Consider the following 6,564-nt stretch of genomic DNA (forward strand, 5'->3'; position numbering starts at 1 on the left):
TAGATATGATTATATTGCTCTGGCTCAAGAATTCATTAATATAAAATCTGAATATAGAGCAATTTTCTTAAATCAAGAATTAGTTTTACTCTATGAAAAAGATATAAGTAACGCAAATTTTACAGGTAACTTAAGTCCTCTCCACTGGGATGGTGCAAAAGCTCAACATATCAGCGATGCACAAATATTGTCAGAAATTAATAATTTTGCCAGACCAATTTTTGAAGAATTAGACCTTGATTATTGTGGCTTAGATATTGTCTTAGATGAAGATAATCAATATTGGTTAATTGAAATCAATTCTCATCCTAATTACACTATTTTTACCAGAGATAACGGTAAAGAACATGTGTTGAAAGTGTTTGAAAAAATGCTAACAAATTTAGCGTCAAAATAATATTGGGTATGGGGCATGGGGCATGGGGAGACAAGGGAGAACAATTGTTAACTCCTCACTCCTCACTCCTAACTCCAAACTCCAAACTCCAAACTCCAAACTCCTCACTCCAAACTCCAAACTCCAAACTCCAAACTCCAAACTCCAAACTCCAAACTCCAAACTCCAAACTCCAAACTCCTCACTCCAAACTCCTAACTCCTAACTCAAAACTCACCACTAACTTTCATTGTTTGAGTTGGTATCCATACAGTAAAAATTGAGCCAACATTCACCGTTGATTCTACTTCGATGCGACCGCGATGGAGTTCTACAAGTTGTTTAGTTAAAGCTAGTCCCAGTCCAGTACCTTCATAGCGGCGGCGATAGGGTGTATCGAGTTGCTGGAATTTCTCAAATAGTAATGGTAATTGTTCTTCAGGAATGCCAATTCCGGTGTCTTCGACTTGAAAAATCGCGGTATCTTCTTCTACCCAAAGACGCAAAGTAACACTACCATTTTCGGGAGTGAATTTAATTGCATTAGTTAAAAGATTCCAGAGAATTTGTTCTACTCGTTCGGAGTCAGCGATAAAGCGATCGCGCCTTTGGTCGATTTGCAAATCCAGTTTCAGATTTACTTGTTGGCTGATTGCTTTTTGCCGTAGTGATTCTATAGTTCTTTCGGCAACATTCACTAAAGAAAATTCACAAATATTTAAAGCTGTCTTCCCAGCCTCGATTTGTGATAAATCGAGGATGTCATTAATCATTTCTAATAAATGTTCTCCACTATCATGGATTGTTTGTAGATAATCCCGTTGTCGTTGACTTAATTCACCCAAAGGCCAGCGTAACAACGTCGAAGACATACCAATCACATAAGTTAAAGGCGTGAGTAATTCATGACTGATGGTAGCCAGAAATTCACTTCTGAGGCGGCTAGCAGCTTCGGCGGCCAGTAAGGCGTCCCGTAGCGCCCTTGTACGTTCAATAACTCGTTCTTCCAGCGTTTGTTTTTCTTGGGTGAGGGTTTGCATTAACTCAGCTTGGTGAATAGCGATCGCTAATTGTTCGGCGATGGAACTAAGCAAATTTTTTTCGCTATCAGTCCATTGACGCGGTCGATCGCACTGATGAGCAATTAACAATCCCCAGAGTTTTTCTTCAAAGATAATCGGTGCAGCTAACTTTGCCCGGACTTGGCATTCCCTTAAAAAATTTAACAAACACTCTTCTAAAGCATAAGTTTTTTCCACATCATCCACAGCTAAAGTAAAGCCTTGGCGATACTTTTTCCAACATTGAGAAGTTGGTAAAAAACAATTTCTTTCTCTATAATTCAATACCGATGTAATACCATCTTTACCACGGGCTTCATAGACTACATAACCCCGATAATTTTGATATTCTTCTGGTACAGATTGATTATTTACTGATACAGAAATTGGGGTTCTACGGTTATCGTTATCAGTAGAAAAATTTAAGTCTTGGTTTCCTTTAATTGAGATTTCCGGTTTGATACCACTAGCTAAAATTCCTTCTGTTGTCGCCAGTGCCGTACTATTGAAATTAATACTATCCAACTGGTATTGTTGAGTCTTGACTTGAGAACCCTGAAATTTATAAATTACTAATCTGTCTAATTCTAGAAATTCACGCACTTGTGTAATTGCTGTTGCCATAATCACCGGTAAATCAAGGCTTTTGCGGATCTGCGTTGTTACTTGATTTAACAGCTGTTCTTGGGAAACTTGTTTTTTTAGGGCATCTTCTACTGGTTGACAAATATAAACAGCTGGCCCCATCGCACTGGGAGGTGATATGATTTCTTGGTTTGGCTGAGCTAGAAAATACTCTAATAACAACAGTGTAAATTTACTTTGCAGTGTGGGATCGTTAGGTCTAATAACTTGGCGATAGGTTTCGAGATTTTGGTAAGTATCAGAATCGCACTCAAACAAGTCTCTCAATTCCGATATAAAAGAAGCGATCGCCTCTAAATTAAATGTCAATGTAGCATCTAGTACTGAATTCTCAGTACTAAATTCTGAGTTTTCAGCAGGTACTTGTTCTTGTTCATCCTTGACTCTGGGGGTTAGCGCTAGCGTCTGTGAAAGAGAAGCCAAAGCCACATCTTCTGCCAAATTAGCCACCAACAGCACACTAAACTGCTCAGAAAGGACTACTGTAAACCTCTGCCTTTGCCACTCCACAGGTATGCGAATCGAAGCCAACATAGCTTCTGTCATTACCACAGCTTGACTTCCCAGCGTTTGAGCCATCTGCTCTAATAATTCCCCTAGCCGATTGAAGACAACAACAGGCAAGGTTCGAGAAAGGCTCAAATCTGGAGAACTCAGCATTTTCAATCATTCTGTAAGAGAGGGCTGAATGCAAAGACGAAAGTTTATTTTTCTTAAAAAACTCAGAACTCAGGAACAAAGATTAGAGATGCTCCACCAAGGCGTCAGAATTCACGAGAAATCACAGCTTGAGTCTGTGATGAGTATTAGTGGAAACGTCGTCCCCTTGTGGGCGAAACAAAGTTCAGAATTCTTCATTATTAAAAATCCACACTTTAATGTATGGAGTCTTCTAAATTAATGAATTCTGACTCCTTTTTTATTGTGTACTAACCAATAGTTTAAGACGGTAATACAAGATTATGCATCGTATTAGTGGCATATCGGGTGGATTCAATCAGTCAGAAAGTTTAATTTTTATAGAGCAAACACCAGCCACTTTGGTCTTGATTACGGCTGCTGATACCGACATTCAAACCCTGGCGGCTGCCCTTGGCAAATTACCTGCGTCCTTTCCCACATTCAGAGTCGCCAATTTGTTGCAATTGCAGCAACAAATAAGCATAGATACTTACGCAGAGCAGGTTTTAGAACATGCCAAGGTAATAATTCTGCGCCTTTTAGGAGGACGTTCCTACTGGGCTTATGGTTTAGAAGTAGTGCAGGAAATTGTGCAACGTAATGGCACAACCCTTATTGTAATGCCCGGAGACGATAGTCTCGATCCCGACTTGATCTCTCAGTCTACCGCGTCTTTAGGCATTGTTAACCAGGTATGGCAGTATTTTAGCCAAGGCGGCGTAGAAAATTTTGTTCATGCTTTGCAATTTATCGCCGACACCTGTTTGTTAACTGCCTACAATCCACCACCACCGCAGTGCATTCCACGTGTGGGATTGTATGAATGGGCTATGGGGCATGGGAATGAGGGAGATGGGGAGATAAGGGGACACGGGGACGCTCTTACGCGGGGAATAACCAATGCCCAATGCCCAATGCCCCATGCCCAATACCCCATACCCAAAGTCGGCATTCTCTTTTACCGCGCCCATTATTTAGCGGGAAATATCAAGGTAATCGATGCTTTATGTCAAGCATTGGTACAAAAAAATTTACAACCTGTGCCTATTTTTGTTTCCTCTTTGCGGGAAGCGGATGTTCAACTTGAGTTGAGTGAATTTTTTCAACCCAAAGAAGGCCAAGCAATTGCACTGTTGCTGAATACCACAAGTTTTTCTCTAGCAAGGTTGGAGAGCGAGACACCTCAAACCGAACTGTGGGAAAAATTAGATGTGCCTGTATTGCAAGTTATCCTCAGTGGGGGTTCTGTTGAACAGTGGGAGTTACAGTTTAAAGGTCTTTCTCCCCGCGATATTGGGATGAATGTAGCGCTACCAGAAGTAGATGGGCGGATTATTACTCGTGCTGTCTCTTTTAAAGCGGTGCAAACTCGTAATTCCGATTTAGAAACAGATGTGGTAGTTTATGAACCAGTGAGCGATCGCATCGAATTCGTTGCTCAACTAGCAGCAAATTGGGTGCGCTTACGTTCAAAACCACCCCAAGAAAGGCGAATTGCCTTAATTTTGGCAAACTACCCCAACCGCAATGGACGCCTAGCTAACGGTGTGGGACTTGATACCCCAGCTAGTTGCACAGGAATCCTGCAAGCTTTACACCAAGCAGGGTATCAAGTGGAAAATCCACCTACCCAAGGAGATGAGTTGATTCAACGGCTAACATCTGGCATCACCAACGATCCGGAAAGTCGAGAATGGCGTCCGGTACAACAAAGTCTCTCTTGGACAGAATATCAAGAATATTTCGCTTCTTTACCAGAACAAGTTAGGCAAGGTATTAGTGAACGGTGGGGGATAGAAGAGGACGCGGAGACTGGGAGACACTCTGACGCGGGGAAAGAACTCTCCGCGTCAGAGTGTCTTTGCGTCCCCGCGTCCTCCTTTCCCGTTCCTGGAATTCAACTCGGCAATATCTTTGTCGGAATTCAGCCATCAAGGGGTTATGATAATGACCCTAGTTTGAATTATCATGCACCAGATTTAGAACCAACCCATGCTTATTTGGCTTTTTACTATTGGGTTAGAGAATGTTTTGGTGCTGATGCTGTAGTTCATGTGGGCAAACATGGAAATTTAGAATGGCTACCCGGTAAAAGTGTAGCTTTATCGAGTAATTGTTACCCAGAAGTAGCTTTCGGCGCACTTCCCCACCTGTACCCATTTATTGTCAATGACCCTGGTGAAGGTTCCCAAGCCAAACGTCGCGCCCAAGCGGTGATTATAGACCACCTGACGCCGCCCATGACTCGTGCAGAACTTTACGGTTCTTTGCAACAATTAGAAAATTTAATTGATGAGTATTATGAAGCGGAAAGTTTAGATCCTTCACGTTTAGCAACAATTCGCCATCGCATCCAGGAATTAATTCTTAAAGAAAATTTACATCTTGATTTAGGAATTCAAAACGAAGAAATTTTAAATTCAGAATTATCAATTTTGAATTCATTAGATGGCTATCTTTGCGAACTCAAAGAAGCTCAAATCCGTGATGGCTTACACATTTTTGGGCAATGTCCCCAAGGACAGCAATTAAGAGATTTGATAGTAGCGATCGCCCGCATACCCAATCGCTATTCTGTAGGCATTACCCGCGCCATAGCCCAAGATTGGGGTCTAGACTTCGACCCCCTCACCGCAGACCCATCCATCACTAGTGGTGAATATTCAGTAGTCAATGGCACAGAATGTCGCACCAACGGTGATATTGTTGAAGTCCTAGAACAACACGCAGCGGTGTTAGTAGAACAACTCATCAGTCAGAACTCAGAACTCAGAACTCAGAATTCAGAATTCAGAACTCAGAATTCAGAATTCAACACTCCTAACTCTCCACTCCTAACTCCTAACTCCCCACTCCCCACTCCCAACTCTCCACTCCTAACTCCTAACTCCCCACTCCCCACTCCCAACTCTCCACTCCCAACTCCCAACTCCCCACTCCCCACTACCCTAAATTGGATACGCCATCGTTTGCTTCCTGCTTTACAACAAACTCACCAAGAAATCAGCCATTTATTACACGGACTTAATGGCGGATACGTCAAGAGTGCCCCATCTGGTGCACCCACCCGTGGGCGTCCAGAAGTTCTGCCAACTGGTAAAAATTTTTACTCTGTAGATATTCGTGCTATCCCCACGGAAACAGCTTGGGATATCGGTAGAAAAGCAGCTGAAAGCCTGATTGAATATTACACCCAAGAACATGGTGAGTATCCAAAAACACTAGGATTATCATTGTGGGGAACTGCCACCATGAGAACTGGAGGCGATGACATTGCTGAAGCCTTGGCTTTACTGGGAGTCAGACCCGTGTGGGATGGTGCAGCACGGCGAGTTGTGGATTTTGAAATTTTGCCTCTGGCAGTTTTGGGGCGTCCCCGCGTGGATGTGACGTTGCGAATTTCCGGATTCTTTCGGGATGCATTTCCCAACTTAATAGATTTATTCGCTCAAGCAGTGACAGCCGTGGCAAACCTGGATGAACCCCCAGAACAAAATCCCCTGGCCGTTGCAGTTCGCCAAGAGACTGATTTGTGGACTCAACAAGGTTTAACTTTAGAAACAGCAAAACAGCGATCGCTTTATCGCATTTTTGGTTCTCGCCCAGGTGCTTACGGTGCTGGACTCCAAGGTCTAATAGAATCGCAAAACTGGACAGATGACCAAGACCTAGCCCGCGCCTACATCAACTGGAGTTCTTACGCCTATTCCTCAGGAGCAGAGGACACGGGGACACGGAGAGAAGTTGGAGCGGAGGCTTCCTCCGATCCAAACTTCGGAGGACACGAGGACACAAACAAAG

Annotated in this window: 3 protein-coding genes; 2 read left to right on the top strand and 1 reads right to left on the bottom strand. The window is 43.0% G+C overall.

From position 1 onward, the window contains the following. Window positions 1-397: YheC/YheD family protein (locus tag GNE10_RS30435; protein WP_221643041.1), on the top strand; the 397-nt coding region annotated here is incomplete at its 5' end. 206 nt (window positions 398-603) lie between these two features. On the opposite strand, the gene GNE10_RS30440 is transcribed toward GNE10_RS30435, so the two are convergent. After that, a complete protein-coding gene (locus GNE10_RS30440; RefSeq protein WP_185569535.1) occupies window positions 604-2,742 on the bottom strand; it encodes a GAF domain-containing sensor histidine kinase in 2,139 nt (712 codons plus the stop codon). Window positions 2,743-3,044: 302 nt separating this feature from the next. On the opposite strand from GNE10_RS30440, the gene cobN reads away from it, so the two are divergent. After that, window positions 3,045-6,564, top strand: a 3,520-nt coding sequence (gene cobN / locus GNE10_RS30445) for a cobaltochelatase subunit CobN (RefSeq protein ID WP_260447093.1), incomplete at its 3' end; no start/stop codon positions are given.

It is taken from the genome of Nostoc sp. 2RC (assembly GCF_014222165.1).
GTDB classification, from domain to species: domain Bacteria; phylum Cyanobacteriota; class Cyanobacteriia; order Cyanobacteriales; family Nostocaceae; genus Nostoc; species Nostoc linckia.

Excerpts from the sequence above, each read along its gene's own strand:
- GNE10_RS30440 (WP_185569535.1), bottom strand. The coding sequence starts at position 2,742 with ATGCTGAGTTCTCCAGATTTGAGCCTTTCTCGAACCTTGCCTGTTGTT.